The 1,651-nt window shown below is 58.2% G+C and carries 1 protein-coding gene and 1 pseudogene; both read right to left on the bottom strand.

Annotated elements, in window-relative coordinates; translation table 11 throughout:
* Positions 1-183: 183 nt before the first annotated feature.
* The gene (locus tag ACTQXI_RS08830) at positions 184-885 is read right to left on the bottom strand and encodes a methyltransferase domain-containing protein (protein WP_052241580.1); all 702 of its coding nucleotides are present in this window, start codon (positions 883-885) and stop codon (positions 184-186) included.
* A gap of 63 nt (positions 886-948) precedes the next feature.
* Positions 949-1,089: pseudogene (locus ACTQXI_RS08825) on the bottom strand (putative RNA methyltransferase); the annotation flags it as partial.
* Positions 1,090-1,651: the final 562 nt, after the last annotated feature.

Genomic DNA, 1,651 nt, shown 5'->3' with positions numbered 1-1,651 from the left:
GATGACGCGGAAACGGCCCCTCCCGGGGCCGTTTCAGTTCCAGATCGTTGTTTTCGCCCGCTGAGCTGGGCCTATGCCGGAATCTCTCCCACAGAAACCACCGAAGAGCCAGATTTCTTCTGGGGCGGTTGACAAGGGCTGTCCTTCAGCCCTGCAATTAAGAGGATGATGAGCTGGCTGAGCTCATGAAGGGCCTTGGGAGCGAGGGGTGCCCACCAGCAATTCAGCCTCGATGGTGATGCTTTTCACACGCGATAGATTTAGGGACTCCGCGTCGATGCCGAACAGCAGCGGCGTCATCTCGGCGAACACGCGGACGTCCCTTTCGGACATCTCGAAGGTGCGCGTCACCTTGATGCGGTCGGTCATCTTGAAGTGCTTCTCAAAGCAATCGGTCACCAGCTGGTTTGAGTATTCCTTGCTGCGCAAAGATCCTTCAGCAAGGTGGCGCAGCTCCGTAAGATGATTGCTGCCTGGAACCACTTTGACCAGCACTCCTGGCGCGGAGGCGTTTCTGGTTGGGGTGAGAACGCGCTTGAATTCGTCGTAGTTCGAGGGAGCGAATACGTCCACCACGCAGTTGATGGAGCCTTTCAGCACGGGGATGTTCGTCAGGTCGCCAACCAGCCATTTGACCGCCTTTCTGGAATCGTGGCGGGCCGCCATCAGCATGGCGTCTTTTGAGAGGTCAAACGCCACCACGTCGACACAGAGGTTTTCTCGGATTGCACGTGCATAGAAGCCTTCTCCGCATCCCGCGTCGAGCACGCGGAATGGCGTCGCGTTCACAGCTGCAGGACCCTCGCTTGGGGAAAGGGCCCTTCCTACCGCGGTGAGGACGGCTTCTTTCACGTGGTCGTAATACCCTGCCTCCAGGATTGCCATGCGGCTCTCAAAGGATTCTTTGCTGTAGTGGGCTGACTGCCTGGAGGGCCCTAGAAGGTTTACGTACCCCTGCTTTGCGATATCGAAGCAGTGCCTCTTCGGACATACGAGGCTCCCTTCCTGCAGCTTCAGGGCGCTGTGGCAAAGGGGGCAAGAGAGCACGTCGGCGCTGTCAGCAAATCGCGCGTATCTGTCGAGTACCATTGCGTCTCCTTTCGTCCAAGCAATTCTAGCGGATGAGTCTTCCCCAGCAGTGCATGGCTAATCATAGCAGGCAGAACCGCACAGTGACAAATAGCTGAGCTATTTCAAGCTGGGATTTCGGTATTCTGCTGCCCTCTTTTGGGCCACTTCATTTCGCCACGCTTTTGACAGGAGCAACAGGGTCCTCGCGCGCAAAACGCATATGGGCAATGCAGCCGTCTGTCAGGGCATGCCTGCGCCCCCGAACCTGCCGAAAAGGCGCTGATCTGCCCGCCAGGGCATGCCTGCGACCCCGAACCAGCCGAAAGGGCGGTGGATCTGCCCGTCAGGGCATGCCTGTGCCCCCGAACCAGCCGAAAGGGGGGTGGATCTGCCCGCCAGGGCATTGGCAGAAGAAAGAATGCCGAGATACTCAATAAGAAGATTGATAACCTTCAGCAGGTGAAAAAAGGAGGCTTCGGTAGTTTGTGTGACAAGGGGCTAGCCTAGGCAGCAACGCTCTTCGCTCCCTTCACGCCCTTCTTCCTCGCCTTCACCGGGCGACCCGGGAGCTGGGGCTGGC

Source organism: Collinsella sp. LCP19S3_C9 (genome assembly GCF_052121575.1).
In the GTDB taxonomy this organism is placed as follows: domain Bacteria; phylum Actinomycetota; class Coriobacteriia; order Coriobacteriales; family Coriobacteriaceae; genus Collinsella.
The sequence above is the reverse complement of the archived record's forward strand: the minus strand, read 5'-3'. Positions and strand labels throughout refer to the sequence as shown.